This window comes from Streptomyces sp. NEAU-174, assembly GCF_052665095.1.
Genome location: NZ_JBQTCE010000006.1, coordinates 50,523 through 76,801 on the forward strand (window position 1 = coordinate 50,523; position 26,279 = coordinate 76,801).

Annotated in this window: 23 protein-coding genes; 5 read left to right on the forward strand and 18 right to left on the reverse strand. The window is 71.4% G+C overall.

The window, feature by feature from the left end; all coding sequences use genetic code 11:
- Positions 1-76: 76 nt before the first annotated feature.
- On the reverse strand, positions 77-1,447 hold the full coding sequence (locus tag ACT2CW_RS18560; RefSeq protein WP_445517413.1) for a PHB depolymerase family esterase: 1,371 nt from the start codon (positions 1,445-1,447) through the stop codon (positions 77-79).
- Between the two features lie 445 nt (positions 1,448-1,892).
- On the opposite strand from ACT2CW_RS18560, the gene ACT2CW_RS18565 reads away from it, so the two are divergent.
- Positions 1,893-2,678: an IclR family transcriptional regulator gene (locus ACT2CW_RS18565; RefSeq protein WP_445517414.1), complete on the forward strand. Its 786-nt coding sequence runs from the start codon at positions 1,893-1,895 to the stop codon at positions 2,676-2,678.
- A 111-nt stretch (positions 2,679-2,789) separates the two neighbouring features.
- Here the strand turns inward: ACT2CW_RS18565 and ACT2CW_RS18570 are convergent, their stop codons facing one another.
- The 14 genes from ACT2CW_RS18570 to ACT2CW_RS18635 form a co-directional block, all read right to left on the reverse strand.
- The gene (locus ACT2CW_RS18570; protein ID WP_445517415.1) at positions 2,790-3,713 is read right to left on the reverse strand and encodes a poly(ethylene terephthalate) hydrolase family protein; all 924 of its coding nucleotides are present in this window, start codon (positions 3,711-3,713) and stop codon (positions 2,790-2,792) included.
- A gap of 200 nt (positions 3,714-3,913) precedes the next feature.
- Complete coding sequence (locus tag ACT2CW_RS18575) at positions 3,914-4,426, reverse strand: copper chaperone PCu(A)C (protein ID WP_445517416.1); 513 nt, start codon at positions 4,424-4,426, stop codon at positions 3,914-3,916.
- A gap of 220 nt (positions 4,427-4,646) precedes the next feature.
- On the reverse strand, positions 4,647-6,995 hold the full coding sequence (locus ACT2CW_RS18580) for a heavy metal translocating P-type ATPase (RefSeq protein WP_445517417.1): 2,349 nt from the start codon (positions 6,993-6,995) through the stop codon (positions 4,647-4,649).
- Complete coding sequence (locus ACT2CW_RS18585; protein ID WP_445517418.1) at positions 6,995-7,252, reverse strand: hypothetical protein; 258 nt, start codon at positions 7,250-7,252, stop codon at positions 6,995-6,997. Before ACT2CW_RS18585 ends, ACT2CW_RS18580 begins: the two co-directional genes overlap by 1 nt.
- Before the next feature lie 124 nt (positions 7,253-7,376).
- Positions 7,377-8,294 (reverse strand): L-tyrosine/L-tryptophan isonitrile synthase family protein, encoded by a 918-nt coding sequence (locus tag ACT2CW_RS18590; RefSeq protein WP_445517419.1) that lies wholly within the window; start codon positions 8,292-8,294, stop codon positions 7,377-7,379.
- Positions 8,291-9,568, reverse strand: coding sequence for a cytochrome P450 family protein (locus ACT2CW_RS18595; protein ID WP_445517420.1), 1,278 nt, complete (start codon positions 9,566-9,568; stop codon positions 8,291-8,293). The genes ACT2CW_RS18590 and ACT2CW_RS18595 overlap by 4 nt, the downstream gene beginning before the upstream one ends.
- A gap of 13 nt (positions 9,569-9,581) precedes the next feature.
- Entirely contained in the window at positions 9,582-11,408 is a 1,827-nt protein-coding gene (gene asnB / locus ACT2CW_RS18600) for an asparagine synthase (glutamine-hydrolyzing) (protein ID WP_445517421.1), read from the reverse strand.
- A 38-nt stretch (positions 11,409-11,446) separates the two neighbouring features.
- Positions 11,447-12,871, reverse strand: a complete 1,425-nt coding sequence (locus ACT2CW_RS18605) for an MFS transporter (protein ID WP_445517422.1) — start codon at positions 12,869-12,871, stop codon at positions 11,447-11,449.
- Positions 12,868-13,641, reverse strand: coding sequence for an ABC transporter ATP-binding protein (locus ACT2CW_RS18610; RefSeq protein ID WP_445517732.1), 774 nt, complete (start codon positions 13,639-13,641; stop codon positions 12,868-12,870). Before ACT2CW_RS18610 ends, ACT2CW_RS18605 begins: the two co-directional genes overlap by 4 nt.
- A gap of 74 nt (positions 13,642-13,715) precedes the next feature.
- On the reverse strand, positions 13,716-14,795 hold the full coding sequence (locus ACT2CW_RS18615; RefSeq protein WP_445517733.1) for a FecCD family ABC transporter permease: 1,080 nt from the start codon (positions 14,793-14,795) through the stop codon (positions 13,716-13,718).
- A gap of 17 nt (positions 14,796-14,812) precedes the next feature.
- Complete coding sequence (locus ACT2CW_RS18620) at positions 14,813-15,889, reverse strand: ABC transporter substrate-binding protein (protein WP_445517423.1); 1,077 nt, start codon at positions 15,887-15,889, stop codon at positions 14,813-14,815.
- 251 nt (positions 15,890-16,140) lie between these two features.
- Entirely contained in the window at positions 16,141-16,707 is a 567-nt protein-coding gene (locus ACT2CW_RS18625; protein WP_432047873.1) for a snapalysin family zinc-dependent metalloprotease, read from the reverse strand.
- A 264-nt stretch (positions 16,708-16,971) separates the two neighbouring features.
- Positions 16,972-17,808 (reverse strand): hypothetical protein, encoded by an 837-nt coding sequence (locus tag ACT2CW_RS18630; RefSeq protein WP_445517424.1) that lies wholly within the window; start codon positions 17,806-17,808, stop codon positions 16,972-16,974.
- 82 nt (positions 17,809-17,890) lie between these two features.
- The gene (locus ACT2CW_RS18635) at positions 17,891-18,589 is read right to left on the reverse strand and encodes a TetR/AcrR family transcriptional regulator C-terminal domain-containing protein (RefSeq protein WP_445517425.1); all 699 of its coding nucleotides are present in this window, start codon (positions 18,587-18,589) and stop codon (positions 17,891-17,893) included.
- 129 nt (positions 18,590-18,718) lie between these two features.
- On the opposite strand from ACT2CW_RS18635, the gene ACT2CW_RS18640 reads away from it, so the two are divergent.
- Genes ACT2CW_RS18640 through ACT2CW_RS18650 form a run of 3 tightly spaced genes read left to right on the forward strand, consistent with a single transcriptional unit; the run spans position 18,719 to position 21,167 of the window.
- Positions 18,719-19,822: a hypothetical protein gene (locus tag ACT2CW_RS18640; RefSeq protein ID WP_445517426.1), complete on the forward strand. Its 1,104-nt coding sequence runs from the start codon at positions 18,719-18,721 to the stop codon at positions 19,820-19,822.
- Entirely contained in the window at positions 19,819-20,382 is a 564-nt protein-coding gene (locus ACT2CW_RS18645; RefSeq protein ID WP_445517427.1) for an ester cyclase, read from the forward strand. The genes ACT2CW_RS18640 and ACT2CW_RS18645 overlap by 4 nt, the downstream gene beginning before the upstream one ends.
- Entirely contained in the window at positions 20,379-21,167 is a 789-nt protein-coding gene (locus ACT2CW_RS18650) for an MBL fold metallo-hydrolase (protein WP_445517428.1), read from the forward strand. Before ACT2CW_RS18645 ends, ACT2CW_RS18650 begins: the two co-directional genes overlap by 4 nt.
- A gap of 50 nt (positions 21,168-21,217) precedes the next feature.
- Here the strand turns inward: ACT2CW_RS18650 and ACT2CW_RS18655 are convergent, their stop codons facing one another.
- Positions 21,218-21,910 (reverse strand): SDR family NAD(P)-dependent oxidoreductase, encoded by a 693-nt coding sequence (locus ACT2CW_RS18655; RefSeq protein WP_445517429.1) that lies wholly within the window; start codon positions 21,908-21,910, stop codon positions 21,218-21,220.
- Positions 21,907-22,803: an NAD(P)H-binding protein gene (locus ACT2CW_RS18660; RefSeq protein WP_445517430.1), complete on the reverse strand. Its 897-nt coding sequence runs from the start codon at positions 22,801-22,803 to the stop codon at positions 21,907-21,909. The genes ACT2CW_RS18655 and ACT2CW_RS18660 overlap by 4 nt, the downstream gene beginning before the upstream one ends.
- Positions 22,804-22,871: 68 nt before the next feature.
- On the opposite strand from ACT2CW_RS18660, the gene ACT2CW_RS18665 reads away from it, so the two are divergent.
- The gene (locus tag ACT2CW_RS18665; RefSeq protein ID WP_445517431.1) at positions 22,872-23,684 is read left to right on the forward strand and encodes a LysR family transcriptional regulator; all 813 of its coding nucleotides are present in this window, start codon (positions 22,872-22,874) and stop codon (positions 23,682-23,684) included.
- Positions 23,685-23,811: 127 nt separating this feature from the next.
- On the opposite strand, the gene ACT2CW_RS18670 is transcribed toward ACT2CW_RS18665, so the two are convergent.
- Positions 23,812-26,022: an MMPL family transporter gene (locus ACT2CW_RS18670; protein ID WP_445517432.1), complete on the reverse strand. Its 2,211-nt coding sequence runs from the start codon at positions 26,020-26,022 to the stop codon at positions 23,812-23,814.
- Positions 26,023-26,279 lie beyond the last annotated feature (257 nt).

The following is a 26,279-nucleotide window of genomic DNA, read 5'->3' on the forward strand; positions in this document are numbered from 1 at the left end:
GGCGGGGAGGGTTGTCGGGGGGGGGGGGGAGCGCGGGGCCAAACGGGGGGGGGGGGCCCGGCCGCGTCCGGTACGCCTAACGGGACTGGTCGAAGAGCCAGTCGATGACGACGTCGTTCTCGTAAGTCTGGGCCCACGCGAAGTGCGGGCTCACCGGCGTCGTGCCGGGCGTGTAGCTCGTGAACAGCACATGGCTGCCGGCCCGGCGGGCCCGGTGCAGCAGGGCCCTGGAGCGGGCTTCGAACTCCGCTTTCGGCAGGTCGTTGGCCCACTCCCCGCGGGTGACCCGCGCACCGGCGCTCTCCAGCGCGTTCATCAGCGTCCAGGTGCCGGGCTTTCCGAACCGTCCTTCGCGGTAGGGGACCACCGGGTCGTCGATGGAGTGGTCGGTCCACATCGGGATGTGCGTGATCCCGTCCATGGTGGACGGGTCGCCCCAGCCGGCGGTGGCCAGGGCCGCGGCGAAGGTGTGGGGACGCCTCGGGAGCAGGTTGAAGATGCCTCGCGCACCCGATGACAGGCCGACGAGATAGAGCCGATCCGCATCGACGGGGCGCTGTGTTGTGAAGGCGTCGATGAGTTCGACCAGCGCCGAGCGGACCTTGGGGTCGGTCCAGTCCGTACCGTCGGGTCCGTCCATGGGGCGGGGCAGTGGGATCTGAGGGGCGAGCACGAACGCCGGGTGCCGACGCTGGCGTTCCGGCTTGGCGAAGGTGACGGCGACGCGATTGGCGGTGAGCTGGGTCATGTTGTTGTCGGCGACCTCGCCACCGCCGTGCAGGGTGACGACGAGCGGATACCGCGCGGCCGCCCCCGGACTCCGCACGAACCCCTCCGGCTGGTACAGCCGGAAGGCCAGTTCGAATCCGGTGGAGTCGGTGAACGATCCCGCTGTGAAGTCGTCGACCACCGGGGTGATGACGTCGTCGTTCCGGATCGCCAACGGACCTGCCGCGAGCACCACGTCACCACCGGGGGTCCGCACATCGGCCACCTGCCTGACGGTGTAGGCGCGCTGGAGCGGAAGCGGGTCGGTGCCGGCAGCCTGCGCATTGGTGTCGTCCGGGTCGAGCTCGATGACGAGGTATCTGCCCGGCCGTCCCGCGTCGGGGACGTCGTCCGTCCTGGCCGCAGTGTTCGGGTAGACCCGGGTGACCGTCCGAGCCGCGCTCTGCCCGCCGAGGTCGGCGGTGACCTGGAAGGCGGAGGGCGGGATGACGCCGCCACGTAAGTCGATGGGGGCCGCGTAGCGGATGGCGACGGCGGTCACCCGCCAGTTGTTCCTGGGCGTCACCTGCGTGATGAGGGCGGTCCGCAGCACGGGATTGGCTCCGGCCGCCACCGGCCGTCCCGGCGCCGGGGCATCGGCCGCCGCGGTGGCCGTGTTGATCACCAACGAGCCGGTGACGGTGCCCGCCGCCATGGCGAAGGCCGTACGTCTGGTCATCTTTCTCAAGGGTCCTCCGTGAGATGTCGGGCGGCCCGGGAGGGCCGGACGTGGAGCCGATCGCCTGGTGCGGGGGAACCGAGAAGGAGCGGTAGGGCGGGGTGAGCGCCGATGCGTGGCCGGGCCGGGTCGTTCAGCGGGCGAGGCGGGTGGCGGGCATCGCCGTACCACCCGTGAGTCTCCAAGCTGTGTTCGAACGGTGTCCAGCGTCGAAACCGGGATCTGTCGATGCGTCATCCGCATCAATCCGGCCGCGTGCTCGTGCGCCCCGCTCCCGGGGGCTCCAGGACGTGCACAACGGGCTTATGCGCAAACGACAGCTTCATATCCAAGGGCGAGGGGTGGCCCTGCCGCTACCCGCATCCGAAGCTTGCAGGCATGTCAACTATCAACCGCATGCCTCCTTTGTGCGGCACACGGCCCTATCCGCCGAGAGGATCCCCCGATGCGTTCAGCGCCGCCTCCACCTCCGCCCGGCGGCGCGCCCGCCGGGAAGGAACCGGCCCCCCGCTCGGTGGCCGGCCGGGTTCTCAGCGTGCTGGACGCGTTCGCGGGGGAACGCCGTCGGCTGACCCTTACGGACATCAGCCGACGAACCGGGATGCCGCTGGCCACTACGCACCGGCTCGTCGGCGAGCTGTTGTCCTGGGGTGCCCTCGAACGGCACCGGAGCGGCCGCTACGAGATCGGTCTGCACTTGTGGGCGGTCGCCGCAATGGCCCCACGCTGGCTGGAGCTGAGAGACGTGGCGATGCCCTTCCTCCTCGGCCTGTACCGGAAGACCGGGCGGCAGCAGGTTCGGCTGGCGGTGCTGGACGGCATGGAGACCGTGCTCGTGGAGCGGATCGGCGCCCCGGGAACCGGCGGAGCGGGCGAACCGGTCGGCGGCCGGCGCCCGGCGCACACCACCGGTGACGGCCTGGTGCTCCTCGCGTACGCGGGGTCCACCGTCCGAGAGCACTATCTGGTCCACCACGCCCCGGCGACCGGCCTGCGTCGCGTGCTCGCCGAGGTGGAGGGGGCAGGCTTCGCGGTGAACGGCCGGTGGCCCGGCCCCGGGGGCACGGTGTCGGCCGCGGCCCCCGTGCGGGACGCGACGGGCGAGGTCGTCGCCGCCGTGTCCGTCGTCCCGGGGACCTCTGATGCCGGACGGAACGCGCTCGCGCCCCTGGTCATGGCCACCGGCCGGACCATCTCCCGCGCGTTGTCCCGTCGGCAGAACGGCGCGTGAGCCGACGCCTCCAGGGGGCGCCGCGCGCGGAGTGGGCACGGACGGGCTCGTGAGAAGGGCTCCCGCGGTGGACCCGCGGGAGCCCTCCCCAGGGGCCCTACGAGGATCCGCTCAGAACGGACAGGTGTCCTGCCAGCGCGTGACCAGGGAGGGGTTGTTCTTGTCCGCTTCCCGCGCGGCACCGCACAGGAACGGGCTGAAGCGGGTGTCGCCGTACAGCCAGCGGCTGAAGAACGACACCATCCACTTGCCCTGCTTGGCCTTGTTGCCGTAGCCGGTCATCGGGCAGAGATGGTCGCCGGGAACCTCGACGAAGAGCTTCTCGGCCCGGGACATGGAGTTGTACCAGGGCAGAGCGTAGGTGTTGGCGTGGGCGACGGGGTCGCTCTGACAGGTCATGAAGAAGGTGGGGTCGGTGACTCCGGAGAAGTTCTGGCTGGGGTTGTACGGGGCCAGGGGCACGCCCGCCTTGAAGCGGGAGTCGTCCCGGAGCGCCACCATCACACCGCCGCCGCCCATCGAGTGACCGGCCGCGCCGAGCGTGCCGTTCACCTTCCCGTAGATCGGGTTGCCGGTGGTGGAGCCGAGCGAGAGCAGTTGGGTGCCGGCGGCGCTGATCTGACGGCCGCGCGACGCGGGATCGTCGCCCAGCGCAAGGGTGCCGACGTTGATGACGACGAAGCCCCAGGAAGCGAGGCGGGGCGCGAGCCACTGGAGGTTCTGCTGGGTGCCTTGATAGCCCGGCATCAGCACGACGCCCGGGTACGAGCCGCCGGCCGTCGGGTACGTGATCGTGCCGGACCCGTACCCGTTCGGATGGGGAACGGTGTAATTGGCGGTGGCCAGCGGCCCGTTCGTGGCCTCGAGCGAAGCGGTCGTCGGATCCGGGATCGCCGCGGGGACGGCGGCGTTCTCGGTGGCCGAGCCGGCAGCGGGATTGCTCCGGGACGGCCGTTCGGCGGCCGCGGTGGGTGTGACGGAGACGGTCAACAGCGCCGAGGTGAGGGTGGCCGCCAGCGCGATCAGCACGGCCACGAGGCGGGATCGGGACCGTAACGGGGCAGTCGATCTGGAGCGACGACGGGTTGGACGCATCGGTGTACCTCCAGGATGCGGCGCGGGTGCGCGCTGCGGAAGCGCAGCGCGACCGCACCGTAAAGTGCGCCGGAGACACCCGGAAGTCGGCTTTCTGCCCAGCGGAAGGAAAAACCGCGGGCGGGTTTCTTCGACCTCACTCAGCCCTCACCGGGCCGCACGACGACGGCGTTGGTCTCGACACGTCCACTGCGTTCGAAACGGAGGGTGAAGGGCACCAGGTCTCCGGCCCGCCAGCGGGCCGTGGCCGGGACGGTCACATCGCTGGTGAACGGTGACATGTCGAGCGTGCCGCCCGCCGGAACCGGCAGGGACTCCGCGGCCTGCGGATAGGCCGATCCCCGCCCGGTCATCCGGTGGCGGCTGAGCGAGATCTCCCCGGTGACCGCGGAGGACGTCACCTCGACCAACCGGTCCCGCACACCGCCGGTGTTGGTGATCCGGAAGAACGCGGCGGTCCGCGACACCCCCGGGGCGGGGAGGAAGAGCCGTGCGCCGGTGACGTCGATACGCGGAGGACTGCCCGCGTTGCCCGAGGCGGTCCACACGGCGAGGCCACCCAGCGCCAGGACACAGGCGCAGGCCGGAGCGGCCGCGGCCCGCAGGGAGTCCGTGAGGCGACGGTGGCTGGGCGTCCAGGAGGGGTTCGTCATCGGGCTGGTCTCCACCTCGGTGTCGGGGCGCGGTCGCGGGCAGGCGGTCCACAAGCGGCTGAGCAGGTCGGAGGAAGTCCGCTACGGTTCGGGCAGCGCCCCGAAGGGGCGCGGGGCTGTGTCGATATGCGGCTCCGCCGCGTGGGCGACCAGCCACGATGCGGCCGCAGACGCACGACGGCATTTCGCGGCACTTCCCGCGGAGCGCTCAGCAGGGGCATCACAGTGGCGTCCGGGCGGCGGGCCGGGAAGGGCGTCCGCCGGTCGGTCCACCGGTCGGGCCACCGGTCGGTGACGGCTGTCGGCGTCTGCCCGTCGGTGACGGCCGCCAGACCCGCAGCCGCAGGCTGTTGCCGACCACGAGCAGCGAGCTGACCGACATCGCGGCCGCGGCAAGCATGGGGTTGAGCAGGCCGACCATGGCCAGCGGCACCGTCACGGCGTTGTAGCCGAACGCCCAGAGCAGGTTGGCCCGGATCGTGCCCAGAGCGCTGCGGGCGAGGCCGACCGCGTCCGCCAGGGTCTCGATGTCACCGCGTACGAGGGTCACGTCGGCCGCTCCGATCGCCACGTCCGTGCCCGTGCCCATGGCGATGCCGAGGTCGGCGCCGGCCAGGGCGGCCGCGTCGTTGACACCGTCGCCGACGACGGCGACCCGGCAGCCCTGCTCCCGCAGCTCGCGGACGAGGGCGGCCTTGTCCTGCGGGGTACTACGGGCGTGCACCTCCTCGATGCGGAGGTCGGCTGCGACGGCGTGGGCGGGCGCCTCCCGGTCGCCGGTGGCGAGCACCGGTCGCACCCCCAGGCGGCGGAGCCGGTCCACGGCCCGGTAACTTCCCGGTCGCAGGACGTCCCCGAGCTCGATCAGTGCCTCGGGCTCGCCGTCGACGCGGACCACGACCGGGGTGCGGGCGGCGGTCCCGCCGGCCGGCAGCGCCTGGGCCAGGGTGGGCGGCAACACGTCGTCCGGGGCCAGGACCTCGACCAGCCGTCCCGCCACCCGCCCGCGGACGCCCCTCCCCGGCAGCGCGAGGAAGTCGGCCACGGCCGGAAGCGGCTCCCCGGGGACGGTTCGCCGGGCATACGCGGTGATGGCACGCCCCAGCGGATGCTCCGATCCCTGTTCCACCGCGCCCGCCAGCCGGACCACTCGCTCCTCGCCGAGCCCGCCCGGCGCGGCCGTGACCCGGGCGACGCTCATATGCCCGGAGGTGAGCGTGCCGGTCTTGTCGAGCACCACGGCATCGAGGTGCCGCAGTCCCTCCAGCGCCCGTGCCCCGCTGACCAGGACACCGAGTTGGGCGCCCCGGCCGGTCGCCGCCATCAGCGCGGTGGGGGTCGCCAGGCCCAGCGCACAGGGGCACGCCACGACCAGGACGGCCACGGACGCGGTGATCGCCGCCTGCGGCTCGGCGCCCGCCCCGAGCCAGAATCCGAGCACCGTGACGGCCAGGGCGAGCACGACGGGGACGAAGACCCCCGCGGCCTTGTCGGCGAGCCGCTGCGCCCGTGCCTTGCCCGCCTGGGCCTCGGTCACCAGCCGGGTGATACGGGACAGTTGCGTATCGGCTCCCACCGCGGTGGCCCGTACGAGAATCAGCCCTCCGGCGTTGACGGCACCGCCGATCACCGGCGCGCCGGGGCCGACCTCCACCGGCTCGCTCTCCCCGGTCACCAGGGAGAGATCGACGGCCGAGCCGCCCTCCACGACCGTGCCGTCGGTGGCCAGGCGCTCCCCGGGCCGGACGACGAAGACCTGACCGACCCGCAGTTGTCCGATCGGGATCAGGCGCTCGCCCTCGCCGTCGCGTACCGAGACCTCCTTGGCGGCCAGCCGGGCCAGTGAGCGCAGTGCCGCGCCGGTCCCCCGCCGGGCCCGCGCCTCCAGGTAGCGGCCCGCCAGGACGAACAGCGGTACGCCGACGGCGGCCTCCAGATAGATGTGGGCGACGCCGTCCGAGGCGGTGGGCACCAGGCTGAACGGCATCCGCATGCCAGGGGCGCCGGCGCCGCCGAGGAACAGCGCGTAGGAGGACCAGGCGAAGGAGGCCGCGACTCCCAGCGACACCAGGGTGTCCATGGTCGCCGCCGCATGCCGCAGTCCGCGTGCCGCCCGCAGGTGGAAGGGCCAGGCTCCCCAGACGACGACGGGCGCGGCGAGTACGAAGCACAGCCACTGCCAGTTGCGGAACTGCGTACCGGGAACCATCGACAGGACCAGCACCGGCACCGCGAGCAGGGCCGTGATCACCAGCCGGTCGCGCTCCTGCCGGGCGTCCTCCGCTTCGTCCCCCTCATCCCCTCCATCCCCGTCCTCGCGCCGTCGCTTCCTGGGCGGCTCGGGGAGCGCGGCGGAATAGCCGGCCTGCTCGACGGTCGCGATCAGCTGGTCCGGGCCGACGCCGGGCGGGTGGTTCACCCGGGCCCGGCCCGTGGCGAGGTTTGCCGTCGCCGTGACCCCGTCCAGCCTGGCCAGCTTCTTCTCGACGCGCCGCACACAGGCCGCACAGGTCATTCCGCCGACGGAGAGGTCGGTCACGACCGTCCGGGAAGCCGATTCGGCGGCCATCAACGCCCGCTTCCGTGGTCCGTGCCCATGCCGTCCATCTCCATGCCGCCACCCTCGTGGCCGTCTCCTGAGCCGTCCTGTGTCGTGCCGGTGCGGTGCATGCCGGGGGCGACGGGCCCGACGCTCGTGCCGACGGCGTAGGAAGCGGCGCACACCACCACGAGCAGCAGGAGGAAGCCGCACAGCGCCGGTGGGGGCAACGCTCCGGACAGCGACGCGGCCGCCCGGCGGCGGGCGGGTCGGTGGTTCTGCTTCATATGACGAAACTCCGATCGCTTCGTACGGCCTCAGCCAGTCCGGCCGCACCGGTAGAGGAGTCGGAACGGCCTCCACCCGAGTTCCGATGCCTCGCGGTGACGCGTGCCACAGCGGGGCGCGGGCTCAGCCCTGTTCGTAATGGCTCGGCCTGCCGTGCCGGTGGACGAGACGGCCGAGCCGCCGCGCGCGGGTGCGGGGCAGGAGCGTCCAGGTGCCGTCGGCGCGGCGCAGGGCGGCGGAGTGCCAGGGGGTGGTCCAGACGTCGGGAGCGTCGAGCAGGCGGATGCCGAACTTCGGGGCGCCGATGGGCTGGGGGTGAATGGACAACCGGACGGCGCGAGGGTGGTGCTCGGCGATCAGCTCGCCCCAGGCGCGACTGCGCTGGATGACGCCGTACGCGCGTTGGCGGCACTCGCGCTGGAGGGCGGAGCGGGTGCCGGTGAAGTCGGCGGTGTCCTCGACGAGGAATCGGGTGATGCCCCGGTACAGGGCCAGGGTGTGGGCCTCGGAGCGGACCTCCGCCCGCAGCGCCTCCAGGGTGGGGGCGTAACCCTGGTGCACCCGGGCGCGCTTGGCGCCGTGGGGCAGGTCACCCAGCACATCGCGCAGGTCGAAGACGGAGAGGCGGTGCAGGTCCGCCTCCTGTATGAGGTGTCCGAGTGCGTCCGCGTAGGCGTCTATGTGGTCGTCCGGGACGCGGATCAGGTCGCCGAAGACATGGCCGTCGGAGCAGATGATCACACGGGCGCCCGGCGGGTGGATCCGCTCGATCTTCTCGCACAGGGTGTTCAGGAAGCCGAGGGAGAGGCGTTCGCCCTGGTCGGGGAGGTGGCCGAGAACCTTGGCGGGGTTGGGGGACTTGCAGGGGAAGCCGGGCAGGGTGAAGAGCACGGGTTCTCCGGCGCGTACGAAGCCGGCGATCCGGCGCAGTTGGTGCGGGAAGGCCACCACTCCCCCGGGCGAAGGGCCGGTCGTGCGGTGGTGCGGCAGGAGCAGGTCGAGGATGGCGGCGCTGGTGCCGCTCGTGGAGCGGTGGGTCATATGCGCCGGTCGTAGCCGACGGGCAGGTGGTTGGTGCCACGGCCGAGGACCGCGGGGATCCACTCGATGTCCGCGTCGTCGATGGCCAGGCGCAGTCCGGGCAGGCGGGCCAGGAGGGTGTCCAGGGCGATCCGGAGCTCGGTGCGGGCGAGGGCGGCGCCGGGACAGAAGTGGATGCCGTGGCCGAAGGCCAGATGGGGGTTGGGCGAGCGGTCGAGGTCGAGTGCGTCGGGGTCGGGGAAGCGGCGCGGGTCGCGGTTGGCGGCACACAGCGAGACGATCACCGAGTCGCCGGCCGGGATCCTCGTACCGTGCAGATCGCCGTCCTGGTCGAGGAAGCGCCATGTGGTCAGCTCGAAGGCGCTGTCGTGGCGGAGGAGTTCGTCGACCGCGCGGGGCGTCAGGTCCGGGTCGTCGCGCAGCCGGGCGAGCTCGGCGGGGTGGCGGAAGAGGGCGATCAGGGAGGTGGTGATCTGGTTCGTGACCGGCTCCTGACCGGCCACCAGGAGCTGGAAGATCATCGAGTCCAGCTCCTCCGGCGACAGCTCTCGGCGGTCTCGGGCCTCGACGAGGCCGCTGAGCAGGTCGTCCTCCCGGTGTTCTCGCTTGTGGGCGACGACGTCGGCGATATAGCGCTGAAGGCCGTGCAGACGGGCCTCGTACAGCGGGCGTCCGGGGTCGGTGGGGCCCACCGGCTGGACGACCTTGCCCCAGTCGCGGTCGAAACGGTTCGCCAACTCGGATGGCAGGCCGATGACTTCGGCGAGGACCCGGAACGGAAAGTGGGCGGCGAAGCCGGTGACGAGGTCCGTGGGACCGGTGTCCGGGAGGGCGTCCACGAGGGCGTCGGCCAGTTCCTGGAACCGGGGCCTCAGCCGCTCGATACGGCGCGGGGTGAAGGCGTCGGTGACGAAGCGCCGCATGCGGGTGTGGTGGGGCGGGTCCTGGTGCAGGAGGTGGACCTGGAGCTGGGAGCGCTGCGGCTCGGGCATGATCGAGGCACGGGCGCGCCAGTGGTCGTTGCCGCGGTCGTGGTTCTTGCCCAGGCGGTCGTCGTTCAGCGCGGCGTGGGCGGCCTCGTAACCGGTGACGAGCCAGGCGCGCACACCGCTGGGGAACAGGACGCGATGGACGGGACCGCTCTCCCGCATCCGCTCGTACAGCGGATAGGGGTCGGCCTTGTACGGGCAGCCCATGAGCGGGACCGGGTCGGGCAGGGGTTCGTCGCGTGGGCCGTACGCGTTCATGGCGGGCAGGGGCTCTTGGAGGGTCATGCGGGGGCGCTCCTCAGAGGGCGAGGTCGGGCTGGTGGTGGTCGAGCCAGAGGGCGAGATCGACGACGCGTTCGAGGCGGAGCCGGTGGCCCCACCGGAGTTGATCGGGCGCGGTGTCGAGGCAGGGCTTGATGCGGGTCTCGTCGGCGAGGGAGCGGACCCGGTCGTCGGCGAGCGCGTCGCGGGCCATGTCCTGGAGACCGCGGTTGTAGTCGGGGTGGTGGGTGGCCGGGTAGTGGTTCTTGGGCCGGTGCAGCACCGACTCGGGCGCCAGGCCCGTGCCCGCCGCGCGCAGCAGGCTCTTCTCCCGGCCGTCGAAGCTCTTCAGCGCCCATGGGGAGGTGAAGGCGTACTCGACGAGCCGGTGGTCGCAGTAGGGGACGCGCACTTCCAGGCCCTGGGCCATGCTCAGCCGGTCCTTGCGGTGCAGGAGCTGGCGCAGCCAGCGGGTGAGCGACAGGTGCTGCATCTCGCGTTGCCGGTGCTCGGTCTTCGACTCGCCTGCGGTGTGCGGTACGGCGGCCAGAGCGCCGCGGTAGGTGTCGTCGCGGAACTCGCCGATGCGCAGGTCGAGTTCGGGGTTGAGCGGCATGGCGGCCTCGTCGCCGGTCACCAGCAGCCAGGGGAAGGTGGGCGCGGCGAGCGCCTTGGGGTCGTGGAACCAGGGGTAACCGCCGAAGACCTCGTCGGCGGCCTCGCCGGACACGGCGACGGTGGAGTGTTTCCGGATCTCTCCGAGGAGGAGGTAGAGGGAGGTGTCCATGTCTCCGACGCCGATCGGCGAGTCGCGGGCCACGACCACGGCCTTGCGGTGCTCGGGGTCGAGCAGGGCACGCGGGTCCAGTACGACCGTGCGGTGATCGGTGCCGATGAACGCGCCCGCTTCCGTGGCGTACGGGGTGTCGTGGCCGGTGCGCAGGACGTCGCCGGTGAAGCTCTCGGCCTGGTCGCTGTAGTCGACGGCGTAGGAGCGGATGCGGGCGTCCTGGCCCTCGCGCAGCCGCAGTTCGTCGGCGAGCAGGGCGGTCAGGACGGTGGAGTCGAGGCCGCCGGACATCAGGGAGCAGAGCGGGACGTCGGCCTCCAGCTGGGCGCGGGCGGCGGTGCTCACCAGGTCGTGCACGCGGGCGACGGTCGCGTCCCGGTCGTCCGGGTGGGCGCCGGCCTCCAGCTGCCAGTAGCGGCGTTCGCGGATGCCGTGCCGGTCCAGGAGGAGCAGGCCGCCGGGCTCGACCTCCCGCACGCCCGACCACACCGTCGGACCGGTGTTGAACAGCAGGCTGTACGCCTCGCGCAGCCCGTCCGCGTCCACCCGCGGCCGTATCTCGGGGTGGGCGAAGAGCGCCTTGGGTTCGGAGGCGAAGGCCAGACCGCCGTCGACGGCCGCCCAGAACAGGGGCTTGACACCGAGCCGGTCGCGGACCAGGAGCAGCCGCCGCCTCCGCTCGTCCCACACCGCGAACGCGAACATGCCGTCCAGGTGATCGGCGACCGCCTCGCCCCACTCGGCGTAGGCGCGCAACACCACCTCGGTGTCACTGCGGGTGCGGAACTCGTGGCCCAGGTTCCTCAGCCGGGCGCGGAGCTCATGGTGGTTGTAGATCTCACCGCTGTAGGTGAGGACGCTCGTCGGGACCTCCGGCCGGTCGGTCATCGGCTGTACGCCGCCTTCGATGTCGATGACGGCCAGGCGGCGGTGGCCGATCGCGGCGTGCTCGCCGAGCCAGACTCCGCCCGCGTCGGGCCCGCGCGGGGTGAGCGTGGCGGTCATGGCCTCGATGACCGGGGCCTGGGTGCGGGCGTCCCTGTGGAAGGACACCCAGCCGGTGATTCCGCACATGGGTACGACTCCTCGGTGAGGGCTTAAGGATCGATGGCTCAGCGGGGTGCGGCGGGTGCCGCGTCGGTGGCGCTTCCGGGGAGGCTCGCCGGGCCCCGGGCGGGCAGGGCGAGCAGTGGCACGGCGAGGCAGGCGGCGGTGGCGGCCAGCGCCAGGCCCGTCCGTGCGCCGCCGTCCGGGCCCGTCAGCCTCCAGGCCGCCGTGGCCAGTGCCGGGCCGAGCGTGAAGCCGAGGCTGCGGGCGAGCTGAACCGTGGAGCCGACCGTGGCGGCGCGGCCCGGCGGAGCGGCGCCCATGACCAGAGCCTGGGTGGGTCCTCCGGTCAGCCCCATGCCGAGTCCGGCCAGGACCAGCCGCCAGGCCACCTCGGGCGGGGACCAGCCTGCGCCCGGCAGGACGAGCAGCAGCAGTCCGGTGGCGGTCAGGGCGGCGCCGGTGACCGCGACGGGCCTGGCACCGCAGCGGTCGGCGAGCCGTCCGCCGAGGGGGCCCGCCAGCCCCATGCCGAGGGGGAAGGCGAGCACGGTCAGGCCCGTGGTGGTCGCGCTGACGTCCTCGTCGCGCTGGAGGCGCAGGGCGACCACGTAGTGCATGGCGGCGAAGCCCACCGCCAGCGCCAGCACCGCGCCGTGCACCCGCAGCAGCCCCGCGGCCCGCAGCAGACCGGTCACCGGACGGCCGCCCGGGCCCCGCAGCCACCACCACAGCGGCGGTACGGCGACGAGGGCGAGCCAGGCAGGCGCGACGGAACCCAGGGTCAGGGACAGCAGCAGGATCGTTACTCCGGTGGCCACCAGGGCCGCATCGGCGAGGGAGCGCCGGCCAGGACCGCGCAGGCGCCCGCCCCGGGGCATCGCCCGCCACACCACCGCCAGCGCCACCAGGCAGAGCGGGATCTTGACCAGGAAGATCCAGCGCCAGCCCAGATGGTCCAGGAGCAGCCCTCCGGCCGCCGGTCCGACGACGGCGCCCAGGGGGCCGAGGGTCGCCGGCACGCTCATCGCGCGCCCGCGCAGCTCCGGCCGCACGGAGCGGACCGCCAGCACCGGCATCAGCACGAACAGCACGGCGCCGCACGCGCCCTGTCCGATCCGGGCGGCGATCAGCCAGAACGCCCAGGGGGACGCGGCGGCGAGCGCGCCGCACAGCCCGAAGCCGGCGGTCGCGGCCAGCAGCGCGGGGCGGACACCCATGTCGTCGAGCCAGTGGCCGACGGGCAACAGCAGGGCGACGACGGGGAGTTGATAGCCCAGGACCGCCCACTGCGCCGTCGCGGCCGACACCCCCAGGCCCTCGGAGATGTCCGCGAGCGCCACGTTCACGATGTTCATGTCGAGCATCGCCACGAACGACAGGACGCCCGCCACGGACACCAGGAGCCAGCGGTCGTGGACTTCGGGTACGTCCCCGGGCCGCTCCGGTGCGTCCCCGCGCCGCTCCGCGCCGGAAGCGTCGTCCGTCATGCGCCCTCCCGGTGGTCGAAGGCGATCAGCGGGTCCCCGGTCAGCGGGTGCTCGACCACGGCCGCGCGCACGCCGAACACCTCGGCCAGCAAAGCCGGTCGCAGCACGTCGCGGGGTGCGCCGGAGGCGACCACGCGGCCCTCGTGCAGGACGTGGAGCCGGTCGCACACCGAAGCGGCGGCGTTGAGGTCATGCAGCGAGACCAGGGTCGTACGGCGGCGGCCGCGCAGCAGGGCGAGCAGTTCGACCTGGTGGCGGATGTCGAGGTGGTTCGTCGGCTCGTCCAGGACCAGGACGTCCGCCGCCTGTGCGAACGCGCGGGCCAGCAGCACGCGTTGGCGTTCGCCGCCGGACAGCTCGGTGAAGCGGCGGGCGGAATGGTGCGCCATGCCGACATCGGCGAGGGCACGGGCGACCATGTCCCGGTCGTTGGCGTCCTCCCCTGCGAACGCCAGCTTGTAGGGGGTGCGCCCCATGGCGACGACCTCGCGCACGGTCAGCTCGAAGTCCTCACCGCGCTCCTGCGGGAGGGCGGCGATGTGCCGGGCCGAGCGGGCGGGGCTCAGCTCGCGGATGTCGGTGCCCTGGAGCAGAACGCGCCCGGAGGCCGGCTTCAGGTGCCGGTACACGGTCCGCAGAAGCGTGGACTTGCCGCTGCCGTTGGGCCCGACCAGGCCGGTGATCTCGCCCGCGGCCGCGATGAGGTGGGCGCCGGCCACCACCGTGCGTCCGGCGTACGCGACATTCAGGTCCTCGATGTCGATCCGCAACCGGCGCTCCCCCGGTCCGTCCCCGGCTCCCACTTCCTCGGGCAGCACCGCGTCTCCCGCCCTCCGTACGTTCCTCAACTCCCGCTCCCCAACCGCCGGTCCAGCAGATACAGCAGCGCCGGAGCGCCGATCAGCGAGGTGACGACCCCGACCGGCAGTTCCTGCGCCTCCATGGCCGTGCGGCACACGAGGTCGACCACCACCAGCAGCAGCGCGCCGAAGAGCGCCGACAGCGGCAGCAGGCGACGGTGGTCACCGCCGACGACCAGACGGCAGACGTGGGGGACCATGAGCGCGACGAAGGCGATGGCCCCGGAGACCGCGACGAGGACGCCGGTGAGCAGGCTGGTGACGGCGAACAGCTCACGGCGCAGCCGTACGACGTCGATGCCGAGCCCGGCGGCCGTCTCATCTCCCATCAGCAGCGCGTTGAGCCCTCGGGCCCTGGCCTGGAGCAGCAGCAGGACCGCCGGAACCGCCACCGCCGGGGCGGCCAGCAGGGGCCAGCTCGCGCCGCCCAGGCTGCCCATGAGCCAGAACAGCACGCTGTGCGTCTGCTGCTCGTCCCCGGCCTGGAGGACGAGGTAGCTGGTGAAGCCGGACAGGAACTGTCCGATGGCCACCCCGGCGAGCACCAGTCTGAGCGGCGCGAATCCCCCGCCGCGCCGGGCCACCGCCCAGACGAGGGCGAAGGTGGCCAGGGCTCCCGCGAACGCGGCAGCGGACAGGCCGAGCCCCAGGGCGCCCCCGGTGCCGAGGCCGAGCACGATGGCGGCGACGGCGCCGAGTGAGGCGCCGTTGGAGACGCCCAGGAAGTACGGGTCGGCCAGCGGGTTGCGGACGAGAGCCTGCATCGCCGTACCGACCAGTCCGAGTCCGGCGCCCACCAGCGCGGCCAGCAGGGCGCGAGGAAGGCGCAGTTGCCAGACGATCAGGTCATTCGTGCCGGGCCTGGGGGCATGACCGGTCAGCCTGCGCCAGACCACGCTCCACACCTCGCCCGGCGGGATCGACGTGGAGCCCCAGGCGACCGCCGCCGTGAGGGCCGCGAGCAGCGCGACCGCGAGGAGCAGCGCCGACGGCCCGGCGGGCACCGAACGCCGCGTGCGCGCGGCGGCGTCGGCGGCGCCGTCGTCGGTGCCCTTCCCGCTCACCGTGACATCGAGCACGGTCAGCCGACCTTGCCCGGGTAGAGGGTCTTGGCGATCTTCTGGACGGTGTCGGCGTTCTCGACGCCGGCGATGGTGGTCTGCTCGGAGCCGATGCGCAGGAAGTGGCCTTCCTTGACGGCCTTCAGGCCCTTGGTGGCGGAGTTCGACTCGAGCCACGTCCGCGCCTCGTCGAACGCCTTCTCGTTCGCCGCCTCGCTGCCCCGGTCCCGGACGCCCAGCTGAATCCAGTCCGGGTTCCTGGAGATGACATCCTCCCAGCCGACCTGCTGGTAGTCGCCGTCGCAGTCGGCGAAGACATTGCGGGCACCGGCCAGAGTGATCACCGCGTTGGCGAGCTGCCTCCCGCATACGGCGATGGGCTGCTTGGTACCGGCGTCGTAGTCGAAGAAGAAGTACGTCGGCCGCTCGTCCTCCGCCGTCCCGCCGACCGCCTTCTGGACGGCGCCCACCTTCTTCTTCATGCCGTCGACGAGTTCCTTCGCCTTCGCGCTCGTGCCGGTGACCGCGCCGAGGGAGGTGATGTCGGCCTCCACCGCGGACAACCCGGTCAGCGCGCGCTTCTTCCGCGCCGCACAGGCGGTGGACTTGAGGTAGATGTGCTTGATCCCGGCCGCCTCGTACTCCTCCTCCGTCGGAGCGTCGCCCATGCCGCCGCCCATGTTCATCGAGGCGAAGGTGTCGATGTACACATCCGCGCCGGAACCGAGGAGCTTCTCCTTCGGGATCACGGATCGGGCGAGCACCTTCACCTTCCGCGCCCGCGCGCCGAGTTCACCGGGCAGCGTGCCCTTGCCGGGCGGAAAACCGGTGCCGATCACCTTGTCACCGGCGCCCAGGCGGAGCAGCAGCTCCAGACTGGAGGCGTTACTGGTGACGATCCTCTCGGGTGCCTTCGAGAACGTGGTCTCGGCGCCCGCGCAGTCGGTGACGGTGACGGGGTAGCCGCCGGTGGCGGGCTGCTCGGCGCCGGCGCCCGCCGTGTCGCCGTCCCCACTGCCGTCTCCGTCGCCACAGCCCGCCACGAGGAGGCCGCCCAGCACGACGGCCGTCGCACCCCACCACACACGAGAACGCATCGAAACTCCTGGATCCGCTTGCCACAGGGGGAGGGAACGTCACCCCGGTCCAGTAGTCGTGGCGGATATGGCATCGGTTCCCGCCCGTTGGGAGGCATGCGCATGCCTCCCCGAGGCGGAACAGCCAGTTGAGAGCTTGATCAATACGTCCCGGCTGCGCGAGAGCGCCGGAGGTGAGCGGCCGGTACGGCGGGTGGGCGGTACGGCGGGTGGCCGACCGAATCGGGCGGTCGGCCACGCGGACGGCGTGTTCAGCCCTCCGAGGGAGTGCCCCAGCCCGGTACCGGGTCACCGACATCGTGCGCGGCGAAGAAATCCGCGACTTCGGCGGCTTCTTCCGCGTCCGGCTGATCGTTGGTGCACTCGGGGCCGGCCCAGGCGCCGGACATCACCTTGGAGCAGACGCTGCCCGGTCCGAGGTCGCTGAGCGACAGAATGTGTCCCAGTTCATGCACGGCGATACGGGACGGCTTGTACTTCTGGGCATCCCCGGTTTCGAGGTAGACCCAGCCCCTGCCCAAACCATTGACAAAGGCGTGGGAACCGGTTCCGTTCGCGGTCGTGTATTCCTTGACCCGTAAAGCCGCCGGGGTGTCCTGCTCGACGAACCTGATTCCCGGAACGGCCTTGTTCCATATGCCCATCGCATCCCGGACCGAATCCGCATAGGATCCGGCCAGCAGGAGGTCGATCGGAATGACTTCCGGCTCGGACTCCACCGCATTCGCCGGAGCACCGGCACCCACCACGACGGCACCGGCGCATACCACGGCCGCCATCAGATTCATCGCTCGTCTCTGCACTGCCACGATCTCCATCACGCCTATGGGCTTCCGTTGACGTCGCGCACGGAAAACAGGAAGCAACCCGCTGGATTTTCACGGCCGTTCCCGTGCGCGCACGAGCAGGAATCTACTGGAGAGGTTCCGCGGCAGCTACCACGAAAAAATATCCGCAATCCGAAAAATACTTATAAGAGATGGTGAGCCGGACCCGTTTCCGGGTCCGGCACCCGAACCTCCGGCGACCCCCGTACGGCTCCGTGGCCTGGCGGCACGCCCTGCCCGGCAGCCGGCCGGTGGTCAGCTGCCGGTGGACCGGACGGTGCTCATGATCTTCTTGATCTGGGCATCCGTCAGCGCCTTCGGAACACCCTGGTCCGCGTAGATCACCCAGCCGTGCATCGTCCCGTCCGGGAGCTTCTGCGCGATGCTGTGCACGACGGCCTTCGGCGGAACGCAGGAGCTCGGCCGGTTGGTGACGGTGACCTGGGCGGTCGCGGTGTAGCCGTCAATACCCCCCTGCTTCCACGGCTTGGGCTCGCTGACCTTGATCTTGGGCTTGTGGTCCGCGCCGCCGTACGCGGCGAAGCCCCAGTTCCCCGCCCAGTTGCGGGCGTTCTCCTGGAGCGAGCCGTCCTTGCCGCCGCCCGTGGTGCCCACGGTGGCGAGCTGCCCCTTGCCCGCCTCGCCGACGGCCTTGGGGTTGGGGCTCGACGCGCAGCCGCCCTCACGGTAGTTGCCGGCCGCGGTCATGACGACGATCGGCTGACCGTTCTCGTCCGTGTAGGAGAGGGCCGTCTCCTCGTCGAGAGTCTTCCACTTCTCGGCCTTGGCGGGCACGTCGTAACGGAAGTGGTGCTTCTGCGAGGTCTGCGTCTGCCACCCCGTGAACAACGGCTGATCGCCCGAGGGGCTCGCCGGGGCCGAGGACTGGGACGACCCCGCGGAAGGCGCCTTCGACTCCGCGGCGCCGGTGTCCTTGTCCGTGGCGCTGCCGGTGTCCTCGTTGCAGCCGCTCAACGCGACGGCCATGCCGATGCCGACGGCCGCGATCAGGGTCTTCTTCATCCGCCGGGACGGTATCGAGGTGGACCGTGGGTGCTGAACAGGGTTCTTGAAGATCTTTGACTGAGACATGATCGGCACTCTAGGCGAGCCGCGACGCCACACATCCCCAGGTGGGCGCCCCACCGCAAGACGGATACGCACTCGTGACACATCACATCGAGCTGAGACGCGCGGCCGGGGCCTCGTAGGGAACGCCGACCTTGGCGGCCAGGCCGGAGATCATCAGCTCCAGGCCGTACTGGAACTCCGCGTCGTGATCGCTGTCGGCCAGATAGGGCGCGGTCGCGGTCAGAATCGGATCACCGGAGGCCGCGATGGCTTCGGTGCGCTGCTGGACCTGATCGCTATCCATGGCGCCCAGATAGATGGCGTAACCCAGTTCGCGCATGATCGAGCCGACCATGAAGGCGGTGTAGCCGCGCAGGACGTGGACCATCTCCTCGGGGGCGAGGCGGAGTTCGTCGAGGCAGGCCAGCGTGGAGCGCATGGCCTCCAGGGCGGCGGGCGACTGCGTGGGCCGGGTCAGCACCAGGGGGAAAGCCTTCGGGTGCCGCTTGGCGGCCGCACGGAAGGCGGCGGCGTGCGCCCGGATCCGCTTCTGCCATGACCCGCCCTCCTCCTCGGGAAAGGCGATACCGGCCAGCAGCGCTTCGGCGACGCCGTCGAGAAGGGCCTCCTTGTTCGGTACGTGGTTGTAGAGCGACATGTTCTCGATGTCGAGCTCCGTGGCCAGCTTGCGCAGGGAGAAGGCGTCGGGGCCATCGCGGTCGATCATCGTCACCGCCGCCGCGACCACCTTCTCGCGGGTCAGGCCGACCCGCCTGCCCCGGCCGGTTCCTCGCGCCGCCATGCGTCACCCTCCCTTGACATCACTTACGCCGCAAGTCTAGCGTTCCGGCCCACAAGACTTGCAGTGCAAGTGTCGCCGTGGGCGATCGCACCGGGGTCACGAGCTGACCGGGGAAGAAGGACTCGACCGATGAAACTCGCCTGGCAGGACACCGACATCCTCGACATGCCCACGCTCGGCACCCCGATCACCACCCTCGACGGCCTCGCGGACATACCCGGCGGCCACGGCACACAGCTCGTGTGGGCCCGCACCCGGGCGGAGGCGCTGCGCACCGAGTTCGCGGCGACCGGCACCCCGGACACCGTCACCACCTGCGACCTGGTGACCCTCCCCTATCCGACGAGATTCGGCCTCTTCCGCGCCTCCCGGGCCATCGCCCCGTTCCTCGCCATCACCAACCGGATGCTCGTCATCCGCTGGACCGAGAGCGACGGGCGCCGGCGGGTGCTGCTGTTCGAGCCGAGCGATGTCCAACTCGGCCGCAACACCCCGTACTTCGCCGCACTGGCCCGTCGCACACCCGGCCCGGTGCGATCCCTGATGGTCACCGAACACGGCACCGTCCTCGGGCATCTGGCCCGGCTCGGCATCGCGCCCGAGGATGTCGACTATCTCCTCTTCGACCATCTGCACACCCAGGATCTGCGCCGGTGGATCGGCACCAGCACACCCCAGCCGGACCTCGGCGACGCTCCGGTCGAGCCGGTGTTCCCCCGCGCCAAGGTGATCGTGCAGCGACATGAGCTGCTGGCCATGTCCGAGCTCCACCCGCTCCAGCGGCCCTGGTACCAGCCCGAGACCTATCGGGATGTGCGTCCCGAGGCCTTCCTCGCCGTCGACGGCTCGCTGCTCCTCGGCCCCGGTGTCGCGGTCATCTCCACCCCCGGCCACGTACTGGGCAACCAGACCCTCCTGCTGAACACCTCCAGCGGCATCTGGGCGTCCAGTGAGAACGCCATCGCCGCCGAGTGTCTGACCCCCGAGCACTCCCGCATGCCCGGCATCGCCCGCTGGGCCCGCGCCTGGCAGCAGGAGGTCGTCCTCAACGCCAACACCATCGAGACGACCGCCGAGCAGTACAACTCGCTCGTCATCGAGAAGACGCTCGTCGACCGCGCCCAGGCCGACCCCCGCTTCCTTCAGTTCTTCCCCTCCAGCGAGCTGACCGCCGCCTGGACCAACCCCGGCACCGGCCCCACCTTCACCCACAAGGCAGTGACTCACCGATGACCACCGTGATCAGCGACGACATCCTCGCGTCCCGCCAGAAGCTGGTCCTGGACCACTTCCACGACGAGGTCCGCCAGGAGTGGGACGACGTCCTGGCCACCTTCCCGCATCCGCGCTACGAGCTGATCCCCACGATGACGGTCCACGACGGCGACGCGGCGGTGCGCGGCTACTACCGCGACAGTCGCCGTGCCTTCCCCGACCAGGACCACGAGATCATCGCCCTGCGCCACTCCGGCGACGCCGTGATCGTCGAATTCTGGCTGCTGGGCACCCACCTCGGCCCGCTGGGCGCGATCCCGCCCACCGGAAACCGCTTCCGAGTGCGCATGACCGCGTACTTCATCTTCGAGGACGACGGAGACGGGGCCGAGAACCTCATCTGCGAGCGGATCTACTTCGACAGCCTCACGCTGCTGAAACAGCTGATCGGCGGCCTGAATCTGCGCATCCCGCGCAACTGGCCCCTGGCCTTCCGCTGTCTGCGCGGACTTCTGAGGGAAGCCGGCGGCACCCCGCACCCCGCCCTCGTCAACACGCCGAAGGCGGACCTGTCGTGAAGGTCCACCACCTCAACTGCGGCACCATGCGCCTGCGCGGCGGACCGAAGCTGGTCTGCCACGTCCTTCTTATCGAGACGGACGTCCAGGGGCTCGTACTCGTCGACTCCGGCTTCGGCCTCATGGACATCGCCACCCGAGGCCGCCGCGTGGGCCCGGCCCGCCACTACACCAAACCGGCCCTGGACCCCGAAGAAACCGCCGCCCGCCAGGTCGAACGGCTCGGCTTCCGGCGCGACGACGTCCGCCACATCGTCCTCACCCACTTCGACGCCGACCACATCGGCGGCCTCGCCGACTTTCCGCACGCCACCGTCCACGTCACCGCGGCCGAGGCACAGGGCGCGATCCACGCCCCCTCCTGGCGCGAACGCCTCCGCTTCCGCCCGGCCCAGTGGGCGCACGGCCCGAGCGTCGTCGAACACAGCCCGGACGGCGAGGCATGGCGCGGGTTCGCCGCCGCCAAGGAGCTCGACTCCGTCGCGCCCGGCATCGTCCTGGTCGCCCTCCCCGGCCACACCCGCGGCCACGCCTGCGTCGCGGTCGACACCGGCACCCGCTGGATCCTGCACGCCGGGGACGCCTTCTACCACCCCGGCACCCTCGACGGCCGCGCCCCCGTGCCCGCGGCCCTCCGCGCCATGGAGGCGGCCGTCGCGTACGACCGGAGACAGGTCCGCGCCAACCACGCCCGCCTCGGCGAGCTGTACCGGCGCGCGGAACCCGACCTGACGATCATCTGCGCCCATGACCCGACGCTGTACGAAAGGATGCGGGCCGGCTGAGGGAAGGGCCCGGGTACCGCCGCACCCGGGTGCGGCGGCTACTCCCTGGGCTACCAGGGCACCAGCTGGTCCTGGTGGTTGAGGAATTTCAGGCCCGGTTCGCCGCTGTGCCGTTCGATCGTGTCCACCACGCCCGGGATGGACTGGTCGATGTTCAACGGCGCGTCGGGCCCGCCCAGTTCGGTGCGGACGTGGCCGGGGCACATGAGCAGCAGCGTGTGCGCGGCTTCGGCGTACCGGGCGGCGTAGCTGCGCATCAGCTGGTTCAGGGCGGACTTGCTGGCGCGGTAGACGTCCTGGCCGCCCTTGGTGTTCATGCCGAGGCTGCCCTGGCGTGAGGACATGACGCCGATGGTCCCGGTCGGGGCGACCAGCGAGCGGAGGGACTCGACCACGCGCATCGGGCTGAGCGCGTTCGTGACCATGACCTCGGTGAACATCTCCGTCGGAACGTCGCCGATCGGAATGTTGCCCCTGGTGATGGCGGCGTTGACGAACAGCAGGTCGAGCGTGCGCTCCGCCAGGCGCTCGCGCAGCGCGGCGATCTCCTCCGGCTTCGTCATGTCCACCGACTCGACCGTGACCCGGCCACCGGACGCCTCGGCCAGGTCGTGGAGGCCGGTGCGCCGCTCGCCCCGGACGGTGCCGATGACGTTCCAGCCGCGGTGCGCGTACTCGGTGGCGAGGCCGAGTCCGAGGGTGCGGGACGCGCCGACGATGAGCGCGGTCCTGGGGGCGTTCACGCCTGGACCGCCGGTTTGAGGACCTCTTCGCACCACTGGCGGAAGGTCGTCGGACTGGCGGTCTCGGGGGTGCGCGGCACGCCCTCGTCGATGCCGTCGTCCTTGGAGCGCATCATGTCGACGTAGCCCTGCACGATGGCGTCGCCGACGCCGCGCCGGGTGAACGCGGCGCGGAGGTCCTCCAGCGACTGCCGCCGGTAGCGGATCGGACGGCCGAGCACCTCGGACATGATGCGCGCCATGTCGTTCGCCGAAAGGTCCTCGGGGCCCAGCACCGGGACCTCGCCCGTCCCCGTCCACGAGCGGTCGAGCAGCAGACCGGCGGCGGCCGCGGCGATGTCTCCGGTGCTGGCCGTCGGTGCCGTGCGGTCGGCGGCGGCGGTGTCGGTGAACACGCCGTCGTCGCGGATCGAGGCCACCTGCCGCAGCAGGTTGTCCATGAAGCTGGGGCAGGCGAGCGCCCGGTAGGCCACGCCCGTCCCCGCGATGAGGTCGTCCATGGCCAACGACGCCGTCACATGCCCGGCGCGGCCGGCGGCGGGAGTGCCGCGGCCGAGCGCCGAGACGCCGACGACGTGTCCGACCCCGTGGACGGTGAACGCCTTCGCGGCGGCGCGGGTGAACCCGGAGTAGGCGTCGTCCAGACTCGGTGCCTGGGGGTGCGGCGGGGCCAGCCAGAAGACGGCGTCCGCGCCGGCGAAGGCCCGGTCGACGACCTCGGCGTCACCGTGCGATCCGGTGACGACGTCGACGCGGTCGCGGACGGCGTCGGGGAGTTTCCCCGGGTCGCGCACGATGACACGCAGCTCTTCGCCGCGCTCGGGGGCCTCGTTGAGCAGGATTCCCAGGACCCGGCCGCCGATCTGGCCGGTGGGAGCGGTAATCACGATCATGTGATGAGTCTCGGCGCGGGCGACCCGTAGCGTCCAATACCTTCTCCGGCGATTGATACCTTAAGGGCATGGATCTCGATCTGCGCAAGCTCCGCTATTTCGCCGCGGTGGCCGAGCACCGCCACTTCGGCCGGGCCGCGGAGCAGCTTTTCATCGCCCAGCCGGTCCTCAGCCGCCAGATCAAGGCGTTCGAGCGGGAGTTGGAGTGCGCCCTGCTCATACGGACCACCCGCAGCGTGGAGCTGACCCCCGCCGGGAAGCAGCTCCACGAGGAGGCGCAGCGGATCCTCGGGGCGGTCGACGCGGCGGTGCGGCGCGTACACGACGCCGAGCGGGGCGCCCAGCGCCTCGTTGTCGCCTTCTCCCCCGGGCTGCATGTGTCGGCCGCGATCCGGGCCTTCACCTCGCGCCACCCGGACGTCGAGACCGACGTCGTCCCGGCCCACTGGTGGCAGGCGGACGCGCCGCTCCGGGACGGCCGGGCCCAGGTCGCATACCTGCGACAGCCCTTCGACGACTCGGGGTTGCGCACCATCCCCATCGGCCACGAGCCCAGGGTCGCCTGCATGCCCGCGACGCATCCGCTGGCGCGCCGCGAGAAGCTCACCTGCGCCGACCTGGACGGCGAGAAGATGATCACCGCGACGACACGGCCGATGTCCTCCATCGAGGAGAAGTTCGAGCTCATCGCCGCCGGGCACGGCATCGCGCTCATCTCCATCAGCGCCGCGCGCTCCTACTCCCGCCCCGGCCTTGTCCACCTTCCCGTCACGGACGCCCCGGGGGCCGAGACCTGTCTGGCCGTCGCCGCGGACCGGCGCGAGAACCAACTGCTGCGCGACTTCCTGGAGATCGCCACCACGACGCTGCGGCGCGCCTGAGCGGCCGGCGGTACGAACCGGCCGGAGATCGAAGTGTTCGGCACGGTCAGCAACCCATGGGGCCCACCCCAAAGGTCTGCGATCCGCTGCCCCGGCTGGTGTGCGCCGCTGTCATCCGCGGATCGGGTCAGTGCCGGGGGCTGAGTTCGGTCGCGGGTTCTGGCCGCACGCCGACCGCCGGGGACTTGGCCAACCCTTCGCCTTCTATGTCGACGATGGGCAGGACGCGGTCGATCCAGGCGGGCAGAAACCACGCCCGGCGGCCGAGGAGAGCCAGGACCGCCGGCACGATGGTCATGCGGACGATGAAGGCGTCGAGGGCGACCGCGACCGCGAGACCGAGTCCCAGGGCCGCGATGACGGAGTCGGCGGAGCTCATGAAGCCCGCGAACACGCAGATCATGATGAGGGCCGCGGCTGTGACGACCTTGGCACTGTGCTCGAACCCCGTGACGACGGCCTGACGCGGATCGGCGCCGTGGACGTATGCCTCACGGATGCGGGTGACCAGGAAGACCTGGTAGTCCATGGCCAGGCCGAAGACGATGCCGACGGTGAGGATGGGCATCAGGCTCATGATCGGCCCGGGCTGTTCGACGCCGAACAGGTCCTCCAGCCACCCCCACTGGAAGACGGCGACCACGGCACCGAGCGAGGCCAGGACTGACAGCAGGAAGCCCAGTGCCGCCTTCAACGGCACGAGCAGGGAGCGGAAGACGAGGATCAGGACCAGGAAGGCCAGTCCGACGACGACCAGGAGGTAGGGCATCAGGGCGGCGCTGAACTTGTCGGAGACGTCGATGTTCAGCGCGGCGGTGCCGGTGACCATGCTCTGGGCGCCGATGGAGCGCTCCGTGGTCGTTGCCAGGGAGCGGATGTTGGCGACGAGGTCCTTGGTCGCGTCGTCGGACGGCGCGCTGTCGGGGATGACGGTGATGATGGCCGTGTCACCGGAGGTGTTGAACACGGCGGGGGTCGCCACGGCCACGTCGTCCAGTTCGCGGATCTTCGAGCCCATGGTGGCGGCGGCTTTTTTGGCGGTGGCCGCGGCTTGGTCGGTGACGACCACGGTCAGGGGGCCGTTGAAGCCCTTTCCGAAGGACTGCGCGAGCATGTCGTATGCCTTGCGCTGGGTGGTGGACGGCGGCTTGGAGCCGTCGTCGGGCAGTCCGAGTTCCAGCCCGGTGACCGGGAGCGCCACCACGATCAGTGCCGCCACAGCGGGGACGAGAACCCGCACCGGTCGGCGCACCACCGCCGTGACCCACCGTCGGCCGAACCGCGCCCTGGTCTCACGGCTGTCGCGGCCCTCCGCGCGGTCGCGGGAACGTCCGCGGACGCGTTCGGGGGCGAAGGCGAGCATGGCCGGGATCAGCGTGATGGCGACGAGGACGGCGACGGCGACGGCTCCGGCGGCGGTGATGCCCATGGCGGTCAGCACCGGGAGGTTGACCACGGCCAGGCCGACGAGGGCGATCATGACGGTGAGGCCGGCGAAGACGACGGCCGACCCCGCGGTGCCGTTCGCCCGGCCCGCTGCCTCGCGGGCGTCGTGGCCCGCGGCACGTTCGGAGCGGTAGCGGGAGACGATGAACAGCGCGTAGTCGATCCCGACCGCGATGCCCAGCATCGAGGCGAGTGCCGACGTGCTGCTGTTGAGATCGAAGACGGAGCTCAGCGCTGTGATCGCGGAGAGGCTGATGCCCACTCCGACCACGGCCGTCAGCAGCGGAAGACCCGCGGCGATCAATGAGCCGAGGGTGATGAGGAGGATGACCGCCGCCAGAGCGAAGCCGATGGCTTCGGCCGAGCTGCCTTCCTCTTCCGTGGCGACCGCGTTGCCGGAGGCTTCGACCGTCAGCCCGGTCTTCCTGCCCTCGCTCAGAGCGTCGTCGAATCGCTCATGGTCACGATCGGTGAGCTCCGCGGCCGTGATCCGGTACGTGACCGTGGTGTAGGCGGTCGCACCGTCCTTACTGATGGTTCCGCTCTTGAAGGGGTCGCTGACGGTGCTGACCCGGGAAGAGGAGGCCGCCAGGTTCTTCAGGGTCGTGGCCACCGAGGCATGGTTGCCCTTGCTCGTGATCTTTTCCCCGTGCGGGGCCCGCAGCACCACGCGGGCGGTGGCGCCGCTCGCGTTGACCTCGGGGAATTTGTCGCCCAGCAGGTCGTTCGCGCGTTGTGACTCGGTGCCGGGCAGGGTGATGGCGGACGACGAACCGCTGGTGGTCTGCGCGGCGGCGCCGCCCACCGCGGCAACGACGATGCCCCAGAAGAGAAGCACCAGCCAGCGCCGCTTGAAAGCGGTCCGACCGATCCAGTGCAAGAAGGTGGCCATGAGGGTGCGGAGAACTTTCTACTTATGCGATGTTGGGACGGGAAGTCGGGACAGGGCAGTGCCGCACACGCCGCTTCCTGGGACGGCGCGCTGGTCACAGGCCGACCCTTGATGGATGTCGCCGACCGCCCGCGATCACCATCGTCGGCCCGGCGCCCGGGGCGGCACGTCAGCCCTACGTACCGGGTGGGGGGGGGGGGGGGGGGGGGGGGGGGGGTGGGGAGGGGGGGGCCCCCCCCCCCCCCCCCCCCACCCCC

Bases quoted from the DNA above. Each gene is read 5' to 3' on its own strand.
- asnB (WP_445517421.1), bottom strand. From the start codon at position 11,408: ATGTGCGGAATCACCGGCTGGGTGTCCTTCCACAGGGACGCCCGCACC.
- ACT2CW_RS18560 (WP_445517413.1), bottom strand. From the start codon at position 1,447: ATGACCAGACGTACGGCCTTCGCCATGGCGGCGGGCACCGTCACCGGC.
- ACT2CW_RS18640 (WP_445517426.1), top strand. From the start codon at position 18,719: ATGAAACTCGCCTGGCAGGACACCGACATCCTCGACATGCCCACGCTC.
- ACT2CW_RS18625 (WP_432047873.1), bottom strand. From the start codon at position 16,707: ATGGAGATCGTGGCAGTGCAGAGACGAGCGATGAATCTGATGGCGGCC.
- ACT2CW_RS18660 (WP_445517430.1), bottom strand. From the start codon at position 22,803: ATGATCGTGATTACCGCTCCCACCGGCCAGATCGGCGGCCGGGTCCTG.
- ACT2CW_RS18630 (WP_445517424.1), bottom strand. From the start codon at position 17,808: ATGTCTCAGTCAAAGATCTTCAAGAACCCTGTTCAGCACCCACGGTCC.
- ACT2CW_RS18620 (WP_445517423.1), bottom strand. From the start codon at position 15,889: ATGCGTTCTCGTGTGTGGTGGGGTGCGACGGCCGTCGTGCTGGGCGGC.
- ACT2CW_RS18665 (WP_445517431.1), top strand. From the start codon at position 22,872: ATGGATCTCGATCTGCGCAAGCTCCGCTATTTCGCCGCGGTGGCCGAG.
- ACT2CW_RS18595 (WP_445517420.1), bottom strand. From the start codon at position 9,568: ATGACCCTCCAAGAGCCCCTGCCCGCCATGAACGCGTACGGCCCACGC.
- ACT2CW_RS18645 (WP_445517427.1), top strand. From the start codon at position 19,819: ATGACCACCGTGATCAGCGACGACATCCTCGCGTCCCGCCAGAAGCTG.
- ACT2CW_RS18590 (WP_445517419.1), bottom strand. From the start codon at position 8,294: ATGACCCACCGCTCCACGAGCGGCACCAGCGCCGCCATCCTCGACCTG.
- ACT2CW_RS18585 (WP_445517418.1), bottom strand. From the start codon at position 7,252: ATGAAGCAGAACCACCGACCCGCCCGCCGCCGGGCGGCCGCGTCGCTG.
- ACT2CW_RS18565 (WP_445517414.1), top strand. From the start codon at position 1,893: ATGCGTTCAGCGCCGCCTCCACCTCCGCCCGGCGGCGCGCCCGCCGGG.
- ACT2CW_RS18580 (WP_445517417.1), bottom strand. From the start codon at position 6,995: ATGGCCGCCGAATCGGCTTCCCGGACGGTCGTGACCGACCTCTCCGTC.
- ACT2CW_RS18670 (WP_445517432.1), bottom strand. From the start codon at position 26,022: ATGGCCACCTTCTTGCACTGGATCGGTCGGACCGCTTTCAAGCGGCGC.
- ACT2CW_RS18635 (WP_445517425.1), bottom strand. From the start codon at position 18,589: ATGGCGGCGCGAGGAACCGGCCGGGGCAGGCGGGTCGGCCTGACCCGC.
- ACT2CW_RS18605 (WP_445517422.1), bottom strand. From the start codon at position 12,871: ATGACGGACGACGCTTCCGGCGCGGAGCGGCGCGGGGACGCACCGGAG.
- ACT2CW_RS18575 (WP_445517416.1), bottom strand. From the start codon at position 4,426: ATGACGAACCCCTCCTGGACGCCCAGCCACCGTCGCCTCACGGACTCC.